The sequence below is a fragment of the Pilimelia columellifera subsp. columellifera genome, from assembly GCF_039532605.1.
Classification (GTDB): domain Bacteria; phylum Actinomycetota; class Actinomycetes; order Mycobacteriales; family Micromonosporaceae; genus Pilimelia; species Pilimelia columellifera.
This window is the reverse complement of the sequence record NZ_BAAARY010000002.1, coordinates 200,033-219,716: the sequence shown is the minus strand read 5'-3', so window position 1 is coordinate 219,716 and position 19,684 is coordinate 200,033. Positions and strand designations below refer to the sequence as shown.

At 72.0% G+C, this 19,684-nt stretch carries 17 protein-coding genes; 5 read left to right on the top strand and 12 right to left on the bottom strand.

Annotated features, from left to right (window positions below; genetic code table 11):
* Positions 1-3: 3 nt before the first annotated feature.
* Both ABD287_RS03990 and ABD287_RS03985 read right to left on the bottom strand, forming a co-directional pair.
* Positions 4-1,122: a type IV pilus twitching motility protein PilT gene (locus ABD287_RS03990; RefSeq protein ID WP_344168356.1), complete on the bottom strand. Its 1,119-nt coding sequence runs from the start codon at positions 1,120-1,122 to the stop codon at positions 4-6.
* A 111-nt stretch (positions 1,123-1,233) separates the two neighbouring features.
* The gene (locus tag ABD287_RS03985; RefSeq protein ID WP_344168353.1) at positions 1,234-2,904 is read right to left on the bottom strand and encodes a GspE/PulE family protein; all 1,671 of its coding nucleotides are present in this window, start codon (positions 2,902-2,904) and stop codon (positions 1,234-1,236) included.
* A gap of 282 nt (positions 2,905-3,186) precedes the next feature.
* Here ABD287_RS03985 and ABD287_RS03980 point away from each other — a divergent pair, with 282 nt between their 5' ends.
* Positions 3,187-4,128 carry an acyl-ACP desaturase gene (locus ABD287_RS03980; protein WP_344168350.1) on the top strand — a complete coding sequence of 314 codons (942 nt, stop codon included), beginning with the start codon at positions 3,187-3,189 and terminating at the stop codon, positions 4,126-4,128.
* A 193-nt stretch (positions 4,129-4,321) separates the two neighbouring features.
* Entirely contained in the window at positions 4,322-4,654 is a 333-nt protein-coding gene (locus tag ABD287_RS03975) for an STAS domain-containing protein (protein ID WP_344168347.1), read from the top strand.
* A gap of 32 nt (positions 4,655-4,686) precedes the next feature.
* Here the strand turns inward: ABD287_RS03975 and ABD287_RS03970 are convergent, their stop codons facing one another.
* The 5 genes from ABD287_RS03970 to ABD287_RS03950 form a co-directional block, all read right to left on the bottom strand.
* A complete protein-coding gene (locus tag ABD287_RS03970) occupies positions 4,687-5,610 on the bottom strand; it encodes a cation diffusion facilitator family transporter (RefSeq protein ID WP_344168344.1) in 924 nt (307 codons plus the stop codon).
* A 30-nt stretch (positions 5,611-5,640) separates the two neighbouring features.
* The gene (locus ABD287_RS03965) at positions 5,641-7,782 is read right to left on the bottom strand and encodes a HelD family protein (RefSeq protein WP_344168588.1); all 2,142 of its coding nucleotides are present in this window, start codon (positions 7,780-7,782) and stop codon (positions 5,641-5,643) included.
* Positions 7,783-7,935: 153 nt separating this feature from the next.
* The gene (locus ABD287_RS03960; RefSeq protein WP_344168341.1) at positions 7,936-8,598 is read right to left on the bottom strand and encodes a DedA family protein; all 663 of its coding nucleotides are present in this window, start codon (positions 8,596-8,598) and stop codon (positions 7,936-7,938) included.
* A 121-nt stretch (positions 8,599-8,719) separates the two neighbouring features.
* Positions 8,720-9,673, bottom strand: a complete 954-nt coding sequence (locus ABD287_RS03955; RefSeq protein ID WP_344168338.1) for an alpha/beta fold hydrolase — start codon at positions 9,671-9,673, stop codon at positions 8,720-8,722.
* 210 nt (positions 9,674-9,883) lie between these two features.
* Entirely contained in the window at positions 9,884-10,213 is a 330-nt protein-coding gene (locus tag ABD287_RS03950; RefSeq protein WP_344168335.1) for a hypothetical protein, read from the bottom strand.
* Between the two features lie 247 nt (positions 10,214-10,460).
* On the opposite strand from ABD287_RS03950, the gene ABD287_RS03945 reads away from it, so the two are divergent.
* The 3 genes from ABD287_RS03945 to ABD287_RS03935 all read left to right on the top strand — a co-directional run bounded on the left by ABD287_RS03945 (position 10,461) and on the right by ABD287_RS03935 (position 14,986).
* Complete coding sequence (locus ABD287_RS03945) at positions 10,461-10,952, top strand: DUF3145 domain-containing protein (RefSeq protein WP_344168332.1); 492 nt, start codon at positions 10,461-10,463, stop codon at positions 10,950-10,952.
* Positions 10,953-11,018: 66 nt separating this feature from the next.
* On the top strand, positions 11,019-12,713 hold the full coding sequence (locus tag ABD287_RS03940; RefSeq protein WP_425565497.1) for a glycoside hydrolase family 3 protein: 1,695 nt from the start codon (positions 11,019-11,021) through the stop codon (positions 12,711-12,713).
* A 47-nt stretch (positions 12,714-12,760) separates the two neighbouring features.
* Positions 12,761-14,986, top strand: coding sequence for a hypothetical protein (locus ABD287_RS03935; RefSeq protein WP_344168326.1), 2,226 nt, complete (start codon positions 12,761-12,763; stop codon positions 14,984-14,986).
* A gap of 47 nt (positions 14,987-15,033) precedes the next feature.
* Here the strand turns inward: ABD287_RS03935 and ABD287_RS03930 are convergent, their stop codons facing one another.
* The 5 genes from ABD287_RS03930 to ABD287_RS03910 all read right to left on the bottom strand — a co-directional run bounded on the left by ABD287_RS03930 (position 15,034) and on the right by ABD287_RS03910 (position 19,619).
* The gene (locus ABD287_RS03930) at positions 15,034-15,744 is read right to left on the bottom strand and encodes a class I SAM-dependent methyltransferase (protein ID WP_344168323.1); all 711 of its coding nucleotides are present in this window, start codon (positions 15,742-15,744) and stop codon (positions 15,034-15,036) included.
* A 63-nt stretch (positions 15,745-15,807) separates the two neighbouring features.
* Positions 15,808-16,584 (bottom strand): MerR family transcriptional regulator, encoded by a 777-nt coding sequence (locus ABD287_RS03925; RefSeq protein ID WP_344168320.1) that lies wholly within the window; start codon positions 16,582-16,584, stop codon positions 15,808-15,810.
* A 62-nt stretch (positions 16,585-16,646) separates the two neighbouring features.
* Positions 16,647-18,062: an acyl-CoA carboxylase subunit beta gene (locus tag ABD287_RS03920; RefSeq protein WP_344168317.1), complete on the bottom strand. Its 1,416-nt coding sequence runs from the start codon at positions 18,060-18,062 to the stop codon at positions 16,647-16,649.
* Between the two features lie 37 nt (positions 18,063-18,099).
* Complete coding sequence (gene fabF / locus ABD287_RS03915; protein WP_344168314.1) at positions 18,100-19,326, bottom strand: beta-ketoacyl-ACP synthase II; 1,227 nt, start codon at positions 19,324-19,326, stop codon at positions 18,100-18,102.
* Positions 19,327-19,379: 53 nt separating this feature from the next.
* Positions 19,380-19,619, bottom strand: a complete 240-nt coding sequence (locus ABD287_RS03910) for an acyl carrier protein (RefSeq protein WP_344168311.1) — start codon at positions 19,617-19,619, stop codon at positions 19,380-19,382.
* Positions 19,620-19,684 lie beyond the last annotated feature (65 nt).

The following is a 19,684-nucleotide window of genomic DNA, read 5'->3' as shown; positions in this document are numbered from 1 at the left end:
CGATCACGCCCGTCCAGTGAGTCGCTTGAAATCGTCGGGGGAGTGGGCCAGGGCGATGGCGTCCTGGTAGTTGATGACCTGGTGGGCGACCCGCTCTGCCAGGCTCTGGTCGAACGAGACCATCCCGTCGCCGGTGCCGGCCTGCATGAAGGTGGGGATCTGCATGGTCTTGCCCTCGCGGATGAGGCTGCGGATCGCCGACGTCGCCGTCATCACCTCGGCGATGAGGACCCGGCCCCTGCCGTCGGCCCGCTTGCACAGCGCCTGGCTGACCACGCCCTGCAACGTCGCCGACAGCTGCGAGCGCACCTGGCCCTGCTGGTGCGGCGGGTACATGTCAAGAATCCGGTCGATGGTCTGGACGGCGCTCTGGGTGTGCAGCGTCGCCATGACGAGGTGGCCGGTCTCTGCGGCGGTCAACGCCGTCGCGGTGGTCTCCGGGTCGCGCAGCTCGCCGACGAGGATGATGTCGGGGTCCTGGCGCAGCGCGTGCCGCAGGGCCGCGCTGAACGAGGCGGTGTCGCTGCCCACCTCACGTTGGTTGACCAGGGACCGCTTGTGCGGGTGCAGGAACTCGATCGGGTCCTCGATGGTGACGATGTGCCCGGCCCGGTTGCGGTTGGCCAGGTCCAGCAGCGACGCCAGCGTGGTCGACTTGCCGGAGCCGGTGGCCCCGGTGACCAGCACCAGCCCGCGCTGGAGCTGGGCGAAGGACGCCACCCCGGCCGGCACGCCCAGGTCCTCCAGTGGACGGATCTCGGCGGGGATGGCGCGGAACACGGCGCCGTAGGAGCCGCGCTGCACGTAGGCGTTGACCCGGAACCGGGAGACGCCCTCGACGCTGTAGGCGAAGTCCAGCTCGTGATCACGCTCGAACTTAGCGAGCTGTTCGGGGTCGCACGCGGCGCGCACCAGCATGGTGGTGTCGCCGGGGCTGAGCTGGTCGTAGCCGGCGAGCCTGCCGAGCGAGCCGTGCACCCGGACGGTCGGCGGGGCCGCCGCGGTGAGGTGCAGGTCCGAGGCCCCGGCGGCGACCATGTCGCCGAGCATCCGGTTGAGGTATGCCCGGTCGCCGGCGACGGCGGCCGGCGGCGCGGCGTAGCCCACCAAGTGATTGCCCATGCCGCCCCGATCCCCTCCCGTGCCACAGTCAGCTCGACTGAAGCTTCGGCGCCGCGGGCGGGGACCTTAGCCGCCCGGTTCGGCCGATTTCGGGGCCAGGTGGTCGGCCATTCAGACAGAGACCCGCAGGACTTCCTGGATTGAGGTCTTGCCATCCAGACATTTGGTGTATCCGTCCACGCGGAGGGTGCGCAGGCCCTGGCCGATGGCGACCTTCTGGATCTCGCTGGACGGGGCCCGGGCGACGGCCAGCGCCTCGATCTCCTGACTCACCCGCATCACCTCGTGCAGCGCGGCCCGTCCCCGGTACCCGGTGGCCGAGCAGGACCGGCAGCCGCCCGGGCGCCACAGCCGCTCCGGCATCCCCAGCAGCTCCACGGGCCAGTTGACGTTGCCCAGCTCCTCGGCTGTCGGCGCGTACTCGACCTTGCACCAGTCGCACAGTTTGCGGGCCAGCCGCTGGGCGAGCACGCAGTCGATGGACGAGCCGACCAGGAAGGGCTCGATGCCCATCTCGGTCAACCGGGTGATCGCGCCGGGGGCGTCGTTGGTGTGCAGGGTCGACAGAACGAGGTGGCCGGTGAGCGCCGCCTCGACGGCGATCTGCGCGGTGTCCTTGTCCCGGATCTCGCCGATGAGCACGACGTCGGGGTCCGAGCGCAGGATCGCCGGCAGCACCGCGGCGAACGTCAGCCCGGCCTTCTGGTTGACCTGGACCTGGTTGATGCCCGGCAGCCGGTACTCGACCGGGTCCTCCACCGTGATGATGTTGATGGTCGGCTCGCTGATCGCGCTGAGCGTCGCGTACAGGGTGGTGGACTTGCCGGAGCCGGTCGGGCCGGTGACCAGCACCATGCCGTGCGGCTTGGAGAACGCGCCGCCGTACAGGTCGAAGTTGTGCTCGGTGAAGCCGAGCTTGTTGATGTCCAGCTCGACGCCGCCGGTGTCGAGCACCCGCATGACGATCTTCTCGCCCCAGACCGTGGGCAGGGTCGCCACCCGCAGGTCGACCGCGCGCCGGCCGACCCGCACGGTGACCCGACCGTTCTGCGGGATCCGCCGCTCAGTGATGTCGATGTTCGACATGATCTTGATTCGGGACAGCAGCGACGCCTGTACGCCCCGAGGCACCGAGTCCAGCTCGTGGAGCACCCCGTCGATCCGGTACCGCACCCGCATCTCGTTCTCGGTCGGCTCCAGGTGCAGGTCCGAGGCCCGGTTCTGGATCGCCTGTTCGATCAGCGAGCTGACGTACCGGACGACCGGCGCGTCCTCGCTGGTCTGTTCCAGCTCCTCGGCCTCGGCGACCGAGCGCTCGATCTCCCCGGCGGTGGACTCGGCGAAGTCAGAGCCCTCCCGCTGTAACCGCTCGATGATCTTGCGGACCTCGCTGCGGGCCACCACGACCGGCCGGACGACCATCCCGGTGGCCGCGCGCACATCGTCGATCGCCATGACGTCGGCGGGGTCGGTGATGCCCAGGATCAGCTCGGTGGCGGTCATCGACAGCCCGACCACCCGGTGCCGGAGGATGAGCGAGAGCGGTACCTTCGCCAGCGCCTCGTCGTCGAGGGGGTAGTCGGCCAGGTCGGCGTGGGCGTAACCGAAGCCGTCCGCGGCGGCCTTGGTCAGCTCGCTCTCGGTGACGATGTGGTCGTTGATGAGCACGTCACGGATGGTGCGGCCGCTACGCTCGGTCTCCTTGACCGCCTGGTCGATCGAGACCGGGTCCACGCCCATCCGGCGTAGCGCGTCCAGCAGGGGGTAGAAGGTCGGATTCATGGCCCCCCTCGCCGTCGCAGTCGCCGTAAAGCGGCGTACTGGCGCGTCGCCGTACAACTGGCCTTCGGTACCCGGGAGAGTTACCTAAGCGACTTGATCGTACAGAACGGACGACCTGCCGGAGAGGGAAGCGCGGACGCGGACCTACGGTATCGTAGGTTACGACACCGTAAGTTTCTCTGTCCGGCCCCGCCGGCGCTCATCGGCTGTGCCGGCGACCTTCGCCCGGCGCGGTCCGGCGCCCCGGTGGAGGGGACGGACCTCGGCGCCCCGGGAGGGACCGTGACCTCTCACGAACCGACTGCGACCGCACTGCTCCACGAGTTGGAGTCCGTCGTCGAGACGAACCTCAACCGGCACCTGGCGATCGCGAAAGAGTGGTTCCCGCACGAGTTCGTCCCCTGGAGCCAGGGCTCGGACTTCGACGGACCGCTCGACGGCCAGGCGTGGGAGCCCGGCCAGTCGAAGCTCAGCGAGGTGGCGCGCACCTCGCTCATCGTCAATCTGCTCACCGAGGACAACCTCCCCAGCTACCACCACGAGATCGCCGCGATCTTCGGTCGCGACGGCGCCTGGGGTGAGTGGGTGCACCGGTGGACCGCGGAGGAGGGCCGCCACGGCATGGCCATCCGGGACTACCTGCTGGTCACCCGGGCGGTCGACCCGATCGCGCTGGAGCGGGCCAGGATGACGCACATGGAGTCGGGCTTCATCAGCGACCACACGATGTCGATGCTCGACTCCATCGCGTACGTGTCGTTCCAGGAGCTGGCCACCCGGGTCGCCCACCGCAACACCGGTCGGATCAGCGACGATCCCATCTGCGACCAGCTCCTGGCCAAGATCGCCCAGGACGAGAACCTGCACATGGTCTTCTACCGCAACCTGCTTGAGGCGGCCATGACGCTTGCCCCCAACCAGACCATGCGGGCCATCACCAACGTGGTGAGCAACTTCCAGATGCCCGGACACGGCATCGAGAACTTCCAGCGCAAGTCGGTGCAGATCGCCATGGCCGGCATCTACGACCTGCGGATCCACCACGACGAGGTCCTCGCCCCGGTCCTGCGTAAGCTGCGGGTCCTGGAGACCGCCGGCCTCACCGGCGACGGCGCCGTCGCCCGCGACGAGCTGGGCGCCTTCCTCGACCAGCTCGACGGCCACGCCACCCGGTTCACCGAGCGCCGGGACGCCATCAGAGCCCGCGCCACCGCTAACCGCTGAAGAAAATCCGCCGCCGCCGGGAACCGCGCCGCTGAGACCGCCGTCACATCGCCAGCACAGCAAGGGGCGGTTTGCCGGCATGCGGGGCCGGGTATCGCTGCCCCCCGGAGGGTGGGGCCGGAAACGGCGGCTTCGGCGACTCGTTCGCCGGAGCCGCCGACCAGTCCGACATGACCCGGCACAGGAGGACCCCGTGACCAACCTCACCATCAGGGAAGACCGCCCCACCGAAGGCGTCGTCGAGATCGCGCCGGTCGGGGAGATCGACATGGAAACAGCCCCAGATGTCCGCGACGTCATCAACCGGGTCCTGGTCGCCGAGCGCCCCCAGGAGATCCGGCTCAACATGCGCCTGGTGTCGTTCATCGACTCGGTCGGCATCAGCGTCCTGGTCGCCGGGTTCCAGGCGGCCGGCATCGGCGGCGCGAAGCTGAAGGTCACCGAGCCGTCGACGGTCGTCCACCGGCAGCTGTGGGTGACCGGCCTACACGGCCTCTTCGGCGCCCCCGCCCCGGCGCTCGCCTGAGCGACCGCCCGCGACGGCGCCCACCGGGAGCGCTACCAGCTCACCGGCTCGCAGATCGGGTGTGACCGTGGCGGCTCCACCTGCAACGTCGCGTGCTCGACGTGGAACTTCTCGTGCAACGTCCGCTTGGCGTCGTGCAGCACGGTGGCCACGTCGGCGTGCCAGTCGAGCTTGAGGTGGGCTGAGGCCACCTCCATCCCGGAGGCCAGGGTCCAGACGTGCAGGTCGTGGACGTCCGCCACGCCAGCGACCTCCGCGAGCGCCCGCTCGACATCCACCACGTCGATGTGGTGCGGGGCGTGTTGGATGAGGATGCGCACTGCGGCGCGGGCGAGTTTGTAGGTGCGCGGCAGGATGAACACTCCGACGGCGATCGCCGCCAGCGGGTCGGCATAGGCCCATCCTGTGTAGTGGATGATGAGGCCGGCCAGCAGCACGCCGCCGGCGCCGAACAGGTCGCTGAGCACCTCGAGCGACGCGCCGCGCATGTTGAGGTTCTCCTTGGCGCCAGAGCGCAGCAGCAGGAACGCCACGATGTTCGCCACCACCGCGGCCGCTGCGACCGCGATGACCGGCCCCGCCTCGATCTCCGGCGGGTCGAACAGCCGCCCGATCGCCGTGTAGAGAACCCAGACCGCCACCCCGGACAACAGGACCGCGTTGGCCAGGGCAGCGAGGACCTCCAGCCGGTACAGGCCGAAGGTGCGCTGGGGGTCGGGACGAGTGGGCCGAGAGCTGTGGACGGCCATGAGCGCCGCCAGGGCCATACACATGCCGAGCACGTCGGTGAGCATGTGGCCGGCTTCGGACAGCAGCGCGATGGACCCGGTCTGGTAGCCGATCACCGCCTCGGCGATGGTGAGCGTCGCCATGATGATGACCGCCGCGGTCAGCCGGCCGATATGCTTCCTGCCGGCGCGGAGGATGTCCGCGCCGTGGTCGTGACCTGCTCCCATTTGCCCTCCACCGGCCGTCGCCGATGTAATCTATAGTGAATTGCGCATGTGTTGCAAGCTGACCTGATCCTCTGGCAGCCACGAGGCGTCCACGCTCACCGTCGTCAACCGTTGGGTGGCCCGGGACAGCGCCACGTACAGGGTGCGAGCCCCCGACGACGCCTCGCCGAGAATCTGCGCCGGCTCCACCAACAGAGTCGCGTCGTACTCCATGCCCTTGGCTTCAAGGCTGGTCACCGTCTGCAACCGCTCGGCGGACAACCCGGCCACCCACCCGGCGACCTCGTCCCGACGCTCCACCGCCGTGATCACCCCGACCGTGCCGTCCACCTCGCCGAGCAACGCCCTTGCCTCGGCCGCGACGACCGCCGCCAACTCCCCGGCCGCGACCACGACGTGACGCGGCGCCACGCCGGTCGAGCGCACCGCCACCGGCAGCGGCAGCTCCGGGGCCACCCGCCGGATCACCCCGGCGGCCACCGCGAAGATCTCCGCCGAGTTCCGGTAGTTCGTCGACAACGTGTACGCGTTGCGGCGCTTGGCGCCCAGCGCGGCCTCCCGGGCCTGGTCGACCTCGGCCTGGTCGCCGGTCCAGGCGCTCTGCGCCGGGTCACCGACGATCGTCCACGAAGCGTGTTTGCCGCGCCGCCCCAGCATCCGCCACTGCATCGGACTGACGTCCTGCGCCTCGTCCACCACGATGTGCGCGTAGTCGCGGTAGTCGTCCGGCCGCTGCCGGGAGGCCTCCCGGGCCGCTCGCTGACGGTCCGCGAACGTCGAGACCTCGCTCACGCCCGGAGCGATCTGGAACGCGTCCCGCTTGACCTTCCTGGGCCGGCGGGGCTGGCCCAGCATGGCGTCCAGCTCGTCCAACAGCGCCACGTCGGCCACCGTCGGGCCGACTTCCAGCAATTCGGCGAACGAGCCGGCGAGCGCCTTTGTCTCGGCGTCGCTGAGGACGCCCCGCCCGCACCGGCGGACCCGCTCAACGTCGGAGAGCCAACTCAGCACCCGCAGCGGCGTCAACCGCGGCCACCAGGCGCGTAGGAAGTCCCGGAACGTGGCGTGCTCGGACAGCTCCTCCTCGAAGACCGCCCGTTTGGGCAGCCGGCCGCCCAGAGCCGCCGGCGCCTGGCGCCAGAGCGCGGCGAAGATGTTGTCGAAGCCGACCCTGCGGACCTCGTTGCGGCGGGCGCCCTTGGGTAGGGCGGCGCGCCTGGCCTTCTCCAGCTCGTCGTGGTCCAGGCGGAGCAGCCCGCCCCGGTACAGCAGGCGCAACTCACGTGGCGCCCCCGGCACCGATCCACGGGCCGCGCGATCCAGGACCGTCCGCATCCGTAGCGAGCCCTTCACCGACGACAGCGCGACCGGGTCCACCCGACGGGTCGGCCGGACGCTCGCCATGAGCCCGCCCAGGGAACGCAGCGTCGCCGCGTCCTCGCCGAGCGAGGGCAGGACGGCGCTGATGTACTCCACGAACACCGGCGACGGGCCCACCACGAGCACGCCGCTGCCGGCGAACCGGTTCCGGTCCGAGTACAGCAGGTACGCGGCGCGGTGCAGCGCCACGGCCGTCTTGCCCGTGCCGGGGCCGCCGGCCACGATCGTCACCCCGGACGCGGGGGAGCGGATCGCCTCGTCCTGCTCGCGTTGGATCGTGGCGACGATGTCGCGCATCCCGCGGGTGGTGGTCCGTGACAGCGACGCCAGCAGCGCCCCGTCCCCGACCAGGTCCATGCCGTCGGGGGCGTTGGTCGCGTCGAGCAGGTCGTCGGCGATGCCGGTGACGGTCTCTCCGCTCGACTGGATCATCCGGCGCCGGACGACGCCCTGCGGGTCCGCCGGCGTCGCCTGGTAGAAAGCCGCCGCCGCCGGCGCCCGCCAGTCGATCACCAACAGCTCGGACGTCTCGCTGCGGACCCCCAGCCGGCCCACGTAGTGGACCTGCTTGTCGAGCCGGTCGAGCCGGCCGAAGACCAGCCCCTCGTGTTCGGCGTCCAACGTGTGCCGGCGCTGGGCGGCGTGGAAGACCATCGCGTCCCGCTCGACCAGGGCGCCGAAGTTGCCGACCCGGGCGATCCCGTAACCGGCACGTTCGGCCGCGGCCGCCTCGATGCGTAGCGTGGCCAGCCGCGCGTACACCCGGTCGAGATGGCGCTGCTCGACTGCCATCTCGCGGGCGAGGACACCGTCGGCGCTGGAGTCGGCGTCGGCGCGGTGGTCCACGTCGACCGGCTCGTCGGTCATTGATCTCCTGGGGCGTGAGCGGGCAGGGCGTGTCTGGCGACTCTACTCATCCGTTCCGGGGCGGGTGAGCGCCGGACGCTACTGACGGGTCGCGTCGACGGCGGACCCGTCCCCGGCGGGCGTCTGGTCCGCGTCGGCGACGGCGCGGTGGGCGCGCCGCTTGAGCCACCACGTCGTCCCGAGCCCGACCACGACCGCGGCGACCAGGCCCACCCACGAGAAGCCTTTCAGCCACTGCTGGGCGACCTGGCCGAGGTAGTACAGCGCGAACACCGTGCCGAACGCCCAGACCAGGCCCCCGCCGGCGTTGGCGAGCAAAAACTTGCGGTACGGCACATGCATCGCCCCGGCCAGCGGCCCGGCCAGGATGCGCAGCAGCGCCACGAAACGTCCGAAGAACACCGCCCAGACGCCCCAGCGGCCGAACAGACGTTCGGCCTGCGCCAACTGCGGCGGCCCCAGGTGCTTGGGAAAGCGACGGCCGAGACGTTCGAGCAACGGTCGGCCGCCGCGCCGGCCGATGGCGTAGCCGATCGAGTCGCCGATGATGGCGCCGGCGGCGGCGAACGAGGCCACCAGGAACGGGTCCGCTTTGCCCGCGGCGGCCAGCAGCGAGGCGCTGACCAGGGCGATCTCGCCGGGCAGCGGGATGCCCATGCTCTCCAGACCGATGATCAGGAAGATGAGGGCGTAGAGCCCCTGGATTGGCAGGGCGGTGAGCCAGGACTGGACGTCGGGCACGGCGGGACCTCAACGGGGGCGACGACGGGTGAGCCTCACGAACCTACCCGACGCCGCCACCGTTGCCGGTCCTCATCGGTCGGCGCTGATCCGGTTCGCCAGGCGCCCGTCGGCGTCGGGCTCACGCCGCGAACGGCGCCTGGCTCGCGCCGCCGGCGCCGGTCGCGAGGGCGGCGAGCGCGACGTCCATGATGACGTCGCTGACCGCGTCCGGGCGCTCCAACATGAGCATGTGGCCGGCCCCGGGGCAGGTCACCAGCCGGGTCCCGGCCAGGGCGTTCGCGATGCCCTGGGCGCAGGTGGGCGGGGTGATCCGGTCCTGGTCCCCGACGAGCACCGCCGCTGGCAGGCCGGGCAGGCCGCGCAGGGTGTCCAGGCGGTGCTGGGTGCCCAGCGAGGCGCGGAACCCCCCGATCGAGCGCAGCGACGACCCGGCCACCGCAGCGCAGGCCAGGTGCAGGTCGTCGGGGTCATACCGGTCGCCGAACATCAGCCACCGGATACCGGGGCGCAGCGCCTGCATGAGGGGGCGGTGCGGGCGCACATCCCCGCACCGGGCCATGACGTACGTGCTGGACAGCTCGATCGCCCGGACGATCCGCGACAGCGGATGCGGCAGCCCGTACTCGGTGTGCGTGTGACCCTCAGCCGTGGTGGACACCATGACCACGCCGCCGACGGTGGCGTCGAAGGCCGCCCGGTGAGCCGCCGCATACTCCATGATCGTCATCCCGCCGAGCGAGTGGCCGACGAGCACCATCGGGCCTTCGCCCGCCACCGTCTGGATGACCTCGGCCAGGTCGTCGCCGAGTTGCTCCAGCGTCGCGGCGCGCCGGTTCGTCGGCGAGGAGCGGCCGTGGCCCCGGGCGTCGTAGGCGACCACGCGCAGCGGCGCCGCCGCGTTCGCGGTCAGGGCGGTTACCTGACGGTGCCAGATCCGTCGGTCGAGCGTCCAGCCGTGCAGCAGCACCGCGGTGGCCGCGGCGTCGGTGGGGCCGTGGGCTTCCAGATGAAGCCGGACGCCGTCGCGCAGGCGCACCGTGATCTGCTCGTCCGGGGTTGGCGGGCGGTTCATCGGTCACCTCCAGCGGGAAGCGCTACCTCAAGGTGTACTCGTGAGTAACGGTGATCGTCGACTAGTTGTCAAGGCAACTGCCGTACCGGTGGGCCATTCGGTCCGTGAAGCTGACCCGACGGCTAACGCCGTCGCGGCGTGGTCGGAGATGCCAGACGACGCATGGGCCGCACCCAACCGGGTGGCGGCCCATGCGTGACAGCGGGTGGATCAGCTCTCGAAGACACCGGCCTCGACAAGTCGGGCCTCGGTGGCGTCCCAGGCGTCGTTCGGGTGGGTCTCGGCCAGCGACGCCAGCTCGACCCGGATCTTCGGCCCGTGCCCAGCGACGGCCAGAACCCGGATCTCCTCGACGAAGGCGTCCGAGCTGGTCGACAGATGGGTCGTCTTGCCGTTGGTGAGGTTACGCACGTATGCGTGCTTGCCGCCATTGAGCGGAATGACGTACTTGAACTCACCAAGCACGCTCAGTGCGCCACCCTGGCCGGCCTGGCCGGCGCGGACGGATGCGCGGGCGGTCTTCGAGGTGTTGCTCGCCACGGGAGGCACTCCTTGGGAACGTACGAAGCTTGACGCCGAACCTTACACGACCGCGTCGCCTGCCTCCGACAGCGCGGTCGGAGGAGTCGGATTTCGCAGTTCCCTGGCGCCCCAACGGCCTCAGGCGTCATCATGGTAACGCTCCATGGGACGCCGGCAGCGGCCGTCAAGGGACTTTCGCCAGCTGTCGACACGCCGGGCGCCGAGGTCGTTGGGGAAGACGCACCTCGTCTCCAGGAGGTCACCGGTGTCCACGCGTGGCGTTGTCTACGTGCACTCCAGCCCGCTCGCCGTCGGTCCGCACGTCGAGTGGGCCATCGGGCGTGTCCTCGACACCCCGGTGAACCTGCGCTGGTCCGCCCAGCCGGCCGACCCGTCGGCCAGGCGGGCCGAGTGCGACTGGACCGGCCGCCCGGGCACCGGCGCGGCGTTGGCCGCTGCCCTCCGGCAGTGGCCCATGATCCGTTTCGAGGTCGTCGAGGAGCCCAGCCCCGGCTGCGACGGCGAGCGCTTCATGCACGTGCCGGGCCGCGGCCTGTTCCACGGCGTCACCGGCGCGGCCGGAGACATCCAGCTCAGCGAGCACCGCATCCACGCATTGATGGCCGGCGTCCGGGGTCCCGAGGGGCTCGCCCACGCCCTGGAACGGGCGCTCGGGGTGGCCTGGGACGCCGAGCTGGAGCCCTACCGGCTGGCCGGCGACGGCGCCCCGGTGACCCTGCTCACCCAGGTCGGCTGAGTGCCCCATCGTCGACGATCTGTCGACCAGGCGCCGGGCCGACGCTCCGGTACCGTCGGCGCCATGATGGACATCGGCGGCCGGCTCCGGCGCCTGCGACCGCTGACCGCGCTGGCTCTCGTCGCTGCTCTGGCCAGCTGCTCCGTCGCCGAGTCCCGGCTGGCGGACCCCCAAGGCGCCGCCCCCTCGGCGCCGCCACCGGCGCCGTCGGTGAGTCTGCCGGGTCTGGACCGGTTCAGCGACGCCGACCTCGTCGGCCAAGTGCTCATGCCCTACGCCTACGGCTCGTCCGCCACCGCGGTGAGCGCCGGCTCGGTCGCCGGCAACCAGCGGCTCGCGGGCGTGGACACGCCCGCGCAAATGATCGCCAGGTACCGGCTCGGTGGTCTCATCCTGGTCGGATTCTCCGCCGACGACCCCACCGCCGCCAGCCAACCCACCAGCAACGTCGACAGTGCCCCGCAGGTACGCGAGCTGACCCGGGGCCTCCAGGCAGCCGCCGGCCAACTGCCCGCCCGGGCGCCGCTGCTGGTCGGCGTGGACCAGGAGTACGGCGTGGTCCGGCGGATCGAGGACAAGGTGACCGCGCTGCCGTCGGCGATGGCGTTCGGCGCTGCCGCCAACCCGGCGCTGACCCGCGACGCCTGGCGGGCCGCGGGCGTCGAACTGTCGGCGTTGGGCGTCAACATGGACTTCGCGCCCGTCGCCGACGTGCTCGGCGACGGGCCCGGCGGGGCGATCGGGTCCCGTTCCTACGGCGCTGAGCCCGCTGCGGTCGCCCAACAGGTCGGGGCCGCCGTGCAGGGGCTTCAGGCCGCGGGGGTGGCCGCCGTCGTCAAACACTTTCCCGGGCACGGGCACACCGTCGCCGACAGTCACCACCGGCTGCCCCGGCTGGCGCAGACCCGGGCCGAACTGGCCCGCGACGACCTCCCCCCGTTCGTCGCCGGGCTCCGGGCACAGGCGTGGGCGGTCATGTCCGGCCACCTCGACGTCCGGGCCGTCGATCCGGGCGTTCCGGCCTCGTTCTCGTCGAAGGTCCTCAACGGCCTGCTGCGCGAGCAGCTCGGCTTCACCGGCGTCGTCGTCACCGACGCCCTCAACATGGCCCCCGCCCAGCGGTGGCCCGCCCCGGAGGCCGCGCTGCGCGCCCTGCTGGCCGGCAACGACCTGCTGCTCATGCCCGACCAACTGCCCGCCGTCCACGCCGCCCTGCTCGCCGCGTTGGGTGACGGGCGGTTGCCCCGACCTCGGCTCGTCCAGGCCGTCGGCCGGATCCTTGAGCTGAAGCGACGACTGACCGGACGGCCCCAACCAGGGATGGACGTGCTCGGCGCCGTCGCCCACCAGCGGGCCGTGGCCGCGCTGGACCGGGCGGCCGTCACCGCCCTGCGCGGCCCCTGCGGGTCGCCGATCCGCGGGCCGGTCACGGTCACCGCCGCCAAAGGCCGGGAGGCCGCACGGGACCGCCTCATCACCGAGCTACGCGCCACCGGCGCCACCGTCACCGACTCCGGTGGCATCGTCGTCCACCTCGTCGGCTACGGCGACACCGCCGCCGACCTGCGAAGCGACGCCCACGTCACGGTCGCCATGGACACCCCGTACGTGCTGGCGTCGGCCCGTTCGCCGGTGCTGCTGGCCACCTACTCGTCCACGCCGTTGGCCATGGCCGCGTTGGCGGCGGTCCTGGTCGGACGGCTCCGCCCCACCGGCCGGGCGCCGGTTCAGGTCGGGCCGCTGGCACGGGGCGTGTGCTGAGGCGGCGTCACGTCCGCCGGGACGGGCCCGCTGGTAGCGTGCCGCGGGTGAAACCCCAGGACGCGGCGCGCGCGTGGGCGCCGGCTGTCGTAACCGTCGCCGCGGTCGGCGCGCTGCTGCTGGCCGCCGGCGCCCCGCCGGCCGCGCTGGCCGCCTACGCCGCATACGGTCTCCTCGCGGTGCTCCTGCCCGGAACGCTGGTATTCCGGGCTCTGCGCCGACGACCGCACACTCTGGTCGAAGACCTGACCTACGGGGCCATCGTCGGCCTGGCGTTGGAGCTGCCCGCCTGGGCATTGTTCTCCCTCGCGGGCGCCCAACGGTGGCTGTGGCTGTGGCCGGTGCTGGTGATCGCCCCGTTCCTGGCCGCGCCGCGGCTGCGCCGGCACTGGCGGCCCACCTACCCCACCGCCGCGCCGCGCGGCTGGTCCTGGTCCGTCAGCGCCGTGATCGTCGGCTTCGCCTGGTATCTGAGCGAGTCGTTCCTGTTCCGTAACCCGGTCCTGCCCGGCGACGACAGCCAGCAGCAGTACATCGACCTGGCCTTCCAACTCTCGCTGGCGGGGGAGGCCACCCACAGCTTCCCGCTGGACGTGCCGCAGGCCGCCGGCGAGCCGCTGCGCTACCACTGGTTCGGGTTCGCCCACATGGCCGCCGCCAGCCTCATCAGCGGGGTCGATCTGCCCACAGTGTTCTTCCGGCTCGCGGTGCCGGCGCTGTGCGCGCTGGCGGCGCTGGCGGCGGCCGTCACCGGATGGCGGATCAGCGCACGCCCGTACGCAGGGGCGCTCGCCGCGGCGCTCATGTTCGCCATCGGGGAGTTCGGGTTCGAGAACGGCGTCCGGCAGCTGTTCGGCACCCAGGCCACCTTCATCGTCTGGGGCAGCCCGTCGATGACGTACAGCTGGGTGCTGCTCCTGCCGCTGATCGCCACCGCAGCCGGCCTGCTGCGTGGACCGACCGACGGCGACGCGCCGCCGCCGTTCGGGCGCGGCGGCTGGGCTCTGCTGGCGTTGCTGCTGCTCGCCTCCACCGGGGCCAAGGCCAGCTCGGCGCCCGTCGTCGCCGGCGCCGCCGCGTTCGCCGTGCTCGTCTGCCTGTGGCGTCGTCGTCCCGCCCGCCCGGCGTGGGCGCTGTTCGGGGCCGCCGTGGCAGCCCAGGCATTCGCCACCGTCGTGCTGTTCAACTTCGAGAGTCATGGCGTCGTCGTCGACCCGTTCTCCGGGCTGCGCCCGTACGTCGAGCCGGGCGCCGCCCTCGGCTGGGTGGCCGTGACGGTGGCGTTCGCGCTCAACATGCAGCTCCGGCTGGCCGGTATCGCGCCCCTGCTGTGGAGTCGCCGTGGCCGGCTCGACCCCGACCAGGCGTTCCTGGCCGGCGGGGCGCTCGCCGGACCAGCCGTCTACCTGGCGCTCGGGCACCCCGGCAGCAGCAACCAGTATTTCCTGCGCGCCGCATTCGCGTTCGGGGTGATGCTCTCCGCCTGGGGGTACGTCGAGCTCTGGGAACGCTCAGCCCTCACCCGCGCCGCCCGCTGGCGGTGGGCGGTCGGCGCGGCCGCCGTCGGGTTCGCTCTCGTCGCCGCCCAGTTCCTGGCCGGGCCCGCCGGATCCGTCGCCCCGCCGGCGCACCGCCCGCTGCTGCCGCTGCTGCTGTGGGCGGCGCTGTTGACGGTCGTCGCCGCGGTCGCGTTCCTCGGCTGGCGCCTGGCCTGCGGGCCAGGCCCGCTGCTGCGCCGCCGGCTTGGCCTCGCCGCGCTGACCCTCGCGCTCGTCGCCGGCGCCCCGGGACTGCCGATGGACGCCGCCGCCAACCGGGCCAGCCCCAACGGCGGCGCGTACGTCAACGTGCCGATGCCGAGAACCCTCGTCGACGCCGCCCGGCACGTCCACCGGCACAGCCGGCCCGACGACATCGTCGCCACCAACGCGCACTGCCGGGAGATCGTCGAGGGTCACTGCGACGCCCGGTCGTTCTGGCTCAGCGCCTACGCCGAGCGCACCGTCCTCATCGAAGGTTGGGCGTTCGCTCCCCGGGCCGTTTCGTTGGGAACGAGCCCGTACGGGCCGTTCTGGGACCAGGCGCTGTTCGGCGCCAACGAGGCGGCCTTCACCGCCCCCACCGCCCAGGGACTGACCGCCCTGCGCGACCGGCACGGCGTGCGTTGGCTGGTCGTGGACCGGCAGGCGGGACGCGAGTCAGCGGCGCTCGCGGCGTTGGCTGACCTCAGCTACCAGAATGGCCGCGCCGCGGTCTACCGGCTGCGCGAATAGCGCCGCGCCCGCCTCCCGGCGTCGTGTTCTGCTGGGTCGGGTGGCGGTCAGGCAGGTCGGTGGGCGCGCAGCATGAGCGACACCCCGGGCAGCGCGCGCACCGGCAGGTACCGCTCGGCCGTGATGATTGTGGACAGACCCAGGTTGACGACCGCGGCCAGAGCGTCGAGGTCGCTGCCGGTGGACCTGCGCCGGCGCCAGGCGGCCACCGGCCGCAGCACGACGTTCCAGCTCCACAGGGAGTCCACCACCAGACCCGCCCGCACCACCAGTTCGAGCAGACCAGCCCGGTCGTACCGGCGCACATGCCCGACCGCCTCGTCGTGGGCCGACCACAGCCGCATGTCGCACGGCACGGCGATGAGCGCGTTGGCGCCCGGACGTAGCACCCGCGTGATCTCCGCCGCCGCCTGGTCGTCCTGTTCGATGTGCTCCAGGATGTCGAAGGCCACCACCAGGTCCAGGCTCGCCGACGGCAGCGGCAGGGCGCGGGCGTCCGCGCGGATGACGTTCAGGCCACGCTCGCGGGCCACCTGCGCACCGTCCTCGCTGTACTCCAACGCGACCGGACGCCAACCGTGCGCCCGTAGCACCCGGGTGTTGCCGCCGCCGGCCGCGCCGATGTCAAGCGCCGCCCCGGGGCGCTGACCCGAGCGGGCGATCCGGCGCAGATCCCGGGCCAGCAGGGCCCGGCGCTCCCGGTACCACCAGTGGGTGTCCTCCAGGGCGGCCAGTTTCCGGATCTCGGTCGCTTCCACGCCGGCCACCCTAGCCGAACAAACCGGCTCACCGTCCGGCCGTGGCGCTGCCCCGCGCCGTTGCTAACGCCGTCGGCGGGCGGCGTTGGCGTGGATGGCCGCACGCACGTACGCGGTCAGGCCGGGCGCCAGCTGGTCGTAGTACGCCGTGAACCGCTCGTCAGCCATGTACATGTCGGCCAGATTCTCGTGGATCTCCAACGAGCAGTCGTAGAACCAGCGGGTGGTGTGCGCCCGGTGCGCCTCGGCGGCGTCCATCGCCCGTTCGCTGGTGGCCGGCGAGCCATCCCGCATGGCGTCGACGAACGCGGCGTTCACCACGTCGCCATCGGCCTTGATGCGTTCCCAGTCCTGCCTGGTGTACTGGGCGGCCTTCTTCTGCGACTGCGCGTACAGCGGGCTGTCGCCCCACCGCTCGGCGGCTTCGGCCGCGTACTCCTCGAACTGGTCGCCGAACAGTTCCCGCTGTTCCTCTTTGGTCAGCTTCATGCCGTGTTCCTCCGCTGCGATCGCTCGGTCGAGGGCTGTCACGAGCTGGGCCAGCTCGTCCAGCCGGGATGTGACCGCGTCACGTTGACGCCGCAGGTGCTCGCCCACCGTGTCGGGGGCGGCCAGCAGCTCGGCGACCTCGTCGAGGGAGAAGTCGAGCCGCCGGTACAGCACGATGTGCCGCAGCCGGATAAGGTCCGGCTCGGTGTACCGGCGGTAGCCGGCCCGGGTGCGGTCGCTGGGCGTCAGCAGGCCGATCGCGTCGTAGTGGTGCAGCGTGCGGACGGTCACCCCGAACTCCCGGGCGACCTGCCCGACTGTCCAGGTGACGGCCTGTGTCATCGCGGTCATGTCCCTACCGTGCCGCCTCACGTCGCGTGAGGGTCAAGCCCTGCACGCGACGCGAGACCAGGTCACAGCGGAATGTTGCCGTGCGCCCCACGGGCGGCCGGGGCCGCGGCGAGCGCCTCGGCGATCCGCCGGCGGGTGTCCGCCGGGGTGATCATCTCGTCGACGACGCCGATCTCCAGCGCCCGGTTCACGCCGCCGGCGATCTCGATCTGCTCGGCGATGAGGTTGGCCCGCAGCCCGTCGCGCTCCTCGTGCGGGGCGGCGGCGAGCTTCTTGCGGTGCAGGATGTTCACCGCGGCCGACGCGCCCATGACGGCGACCTCGGCGTTCGGCCAGGCGAACACAGCCGTGGCGCCCAACGACCGGGAGTTCATGGCGATGTACGCCCCGCCGTACGCTTTGCGGGTCACCAGGGTCACCCGCGGCACGACTGCCTCGGCGAAGGCGTGCAGTAGCTTCGCGCCGCGGCGGACCACGCCGTCCCACTCCTGGCCCAGGCCCGGCAGGTAGCCGGGGACGTCAACCAGGACGATGAGCGGTACGCCGAGCGCGTCGCACATCCGGACGAACCGAGCGGCCTTCTCGGCGCTCGCCGAGTCCAGACAGCCGCCCAGGCGCAGCGGGTTGTTGGCGATGACGCCGACGGTACGGCCGGCGAACCGGCCCAGCGTGGTGACGATGTTCGGCGCCCATTTGGCGTGCAGCTCGACGCCCGGGGCGTCCAGCAACGCCTTGACGACCGGTTTGACGTCGTAGGCGCGGGTCGCCTCGGCCGGCATCAGCGCGGCAAGGTCGTGGCCCTCGGCCTCGGCGTCCGGCGGGCTGATCCGGCCCTGCCGGCCCAGCAGCGAGGCCAGCGCGCGGGCCTGGTTGAACGCGCTCTCGTCGTCCTTGGTGGTGATGTGGACGACGCCGGAGCGGCGCCCGTGCGGCTCGGGGCCGCCCAGCCGGGCCATGTCGACCTGCTCGCCGGTGACGCTGCGGACGACCTCGGGCCCGGTCACGAAGATCCGACCCTTGTCGCTCATGATCACGATGTCGGTGAGCGCCGGCCCGTAGGCGGCGCCGCCGGCGGCCGGGCCGAGCACCACCGAGATCTGCGGCACCCGGCCGGAGGCGCGGACCATCGCCGCGAAGACCTGTCCGACGCCGTCGAGCGCCGTGACGCCCTCGGCCAGCCGGGCCCCGCCGGAGTGCCACAGGCCCAGCACCGGGATCCGGTCCCGCACCGCGGCGTCGATGGCATCCACGACGTGCCGGCAGCCCTCGACGCCCATGGCGCCGCCCATCCGGGTGGCGTCGGTCGCGAAGGCGACCACCGGGGCGCCCTCGACCTCCCCGCGCGCCCACAGCACGCCCGAGTCGTCGGCGGGAATCGCCAGGCGCAGGGTGCCCGGGTCGAACAGCGTGCGCAGGCGCAGCTCGGGGTCGCGGTAGTCGGTGTCCGGCTGGGCGGAGACGACGGAGGAACTGTTCACTGCAAGCCTCCTGCTTGTTCTGGGGCGGCGGAGATGGTCAGACCCGGGTGAACAGGAGGGCGACGTTGTGCCCGCCGAAGCCGAACGAGTTGTTCAACGCGGCCGGCACCTCCATGTGGCGGGCCTTGTGCGCGGCCACGTCGATGTCGAGGTCGTCCTCGGGGTCGTCCAGGTTGATGGTCGGCGGGATGACGCCGTTGTGGATCGCCAGGATCGTGGCGATCGACTCCAATGCGCCGGCGGCGCCGAGCAGGTGCCCGGTCATCGACTTGGTCGCGGTGAGCACCGGGTGGGTGCCCAGGGCCGCGCGCAGCGCCTTGATCTCGCCCATGTCCCCGACGGGGGTGGACGTAGCGTGCGCGTTGACATGCACCACGTCGCCGGCGGCGACCCCGGCGTCCGCGAGCGCCCGGGCGATGGCCCGCGCCGCGCCCGCGCCCTCGGGGTGCGGCTGGACGATGTCGTAGCCGTCGGAGGTGAGTCCGGCGCCGGCGAGCCGGGCGTAGACCCGCGCCCCGCGCGCGGCGGCGTGGTCGGCGCGCTCCAGCACCACCACGCCCGAGCCCTCACCGAGGACGAAGCCGTCGCGGGCCTTGTCCCACGGGCGGGAGGCCCGCTCCGGGTCGTCGTTGCGGGTGGACATAGCGCGCATCGCGGCGAACCCGGCCAGCGGCAACGGATGCACCACGGCCTCGGTGCCGCCGGCGATCACCACGTCGGCGCGGCCGGAGCGGATGATGTCCAGGCCCAGCGCGATCGCCTCGGCGCCGGTGGCGCAGGCGCTGGCGACCGCGTGGACGCCGGCCTGCGCGCCCAGCTCCAGGCCCACGTGCGCGGCCGGCCCGTTCGGCATGAGCATCGGGACGGTGTGCGGGGAGACCCGCCGCGGGCCGCTCGTCTCCAGGATGTCGTCCTGGGCGAGCAGGGTCAGCAGGCCGCCGATGCCGGAGCCGAGGCTGACGGCGAGGCGCTCGACGTCCAGGCCGGCGCCGGCGAGACCGGCATCGGCCCACGCCTGCTGGGCGGCGATCAGGGCGATCGCCTCGGACCGGTCGAGCCGGCGGAGCCGCACCCGGTCCAACACCTCGGACGGGTCGACCACGAGCTGCGCGGCGATCCGCACGGGCAGCTCAGCGGCCCACTCCTGGGTGAGCAGGCCCACCCCGGAGCGGCCAGCGAGCATCGCGTCCCATGTAGACGCGACGTCGCCCCCGAGTGGCGTGGTCGCCCCCAGGCCGGTGACAACGACGTCTGGCTTAGTCAACGCGATGCCTCGCTTCTCTCGTGTGCTGGTTAGAACTCAGTCGGCCGGAAAACTCAGGCGGCCTTCTCGATGAACGAGACGGCGTCACCGACGGTCTTGAGGTTCTGCACCTCGTCGTCCGGGATCTTCACGCCGAACTTCTCCTCGGCGGCCACGACGACCTCGACCATCGACAGCGAGTCGACGTCCAGGTCCTCCGTGAACGACTTCTCCTCGGCGACGTCGGCGGGAGCGACCCCGGCGACCTCTTCAAGGATGGCGGCGAGCCCAGTGGTGATCTCCTCGCGGGTCATGCGTTTGGTTTCCTTCCGATCGGGTGAGAACCGTCGTGCGGATCGGCCGTACGACGGAAGTTGGG

What these genes read in the sequence shown, in the direction of transcription:
- ABD287_RS03990 (WP_344168356.1), bottom strand. Translation starts at nt 1,122, where the DNA reads ATGGGCAATCACTTGGTGGGCTACGCCGCGCCGCCGGCCGCCGTCGCC.
- ABD287_RS03985 (WP_344168353.1), bottom strand. Translation starts at nt 2,904, where the DNA reads ATGAATCCGACCTTCTACCCCCTGCTGGACGCGCTACGCCGGATGGGC.
- ABD287_RS03970 (WP_344168344.1), bottom strand. Translation starts at nt 5,610, where the DNA reads ATGGGAGCAGGTCACGACCACGGCGCGGACATCCTCCGCGCCGGCAGG.
- ABD287_RS03965 (WP_344168588.1), bottom strand. Translation starts at nt 7,782, where the DNA reads ATGGCAGTCGAGCAGCGCCATCTCGACCGGGTGTACGCGCGGCTGGCC.
- ABD287_RS03955 (WP_344168338.1), bottom strand. Translation starts at nt 9,673, where the DNA reads ATGAACCGCCCGCCAACCCCGGACGAGCAGATCACGGTGCGCCTGCGC.
- ABD287_RS03940 (WP_425565497.1), top strand. Translation starts at nt 11,019, where the DNA reads ATGGACATCGGCGGCCGGCTCCGGCGCCTGCGACCGCTGACCGCGCTG.
- ABD287_RS03925 (WP_344168320.1), bottom strand. Translation starts at nt 16,584, where the DNA reads ATGACCGCGATGACACAGGCCGTCACCTGGACAGTCGGGCAGGTCGCC.
- ABD287_RS03910 (WP_344168311.1), bottom strand. Translation starts at nt 19,619, where the DNA reads ATGACCCGCGAGGAGATCACCACTGGGCTCGCCGCCATCCTTGAAGAG.